1 protein-coding gene is annotated in these 254 nt (G+C 63.8%); it reads right to left on the bottom strand.

The genetic code is table 11. The features are described 5' to 3' along the window. On the bottom strand, positions 1-204 hold a 204-nt coding region (locus tag KVS69_RS19925; RefSeq protein ID WP_217539923.1), incomplete at its 3' end, for a hypothetical protein. Positions 205-254 lie beyond the last annotated feature (50 nt).

Raw genomic sequence — 254 nt, 5'->3', positions numbered from 1 at the left:
ATCCTCCTCAGCAGCGATTTCCATTGCAGGGGCCGCGTAGTCTTCTGGCACGCCGGAAAGCAGATCGGGACGGGCTTGCGTCACTGTCCGATCGAAAGGCGTGCGGGGTTCGATGACTGGATTTGCAGACCGACGTACGGTGTCCGCGTCAGACGAGAAGATACTGATGGGCGAGAACACGGCGCGGTCGCGCCGGGGTTTCATGCTGCCGGCCGCCTCTCCCGGTAGCTCTGGGGCACTGTCGTCGGGTTCCG

It is taken from the genome of Stenotrophomonas sp. GbtcB23, from assembly GCF_019091045.1.
Lineage (GTDB): Bacteria > Pseudomonadota > Gammaproteobacteria > Xanthomonadales > Xanthomonadaceae > Stenotrophomonas > Stenotrophomonas rhizophila_A.
The sequence above is the reverse complement of the archived record's forward strand: the minus strand, read 5'-3'. Positions and strand labels throughout refer to the sequence as shown.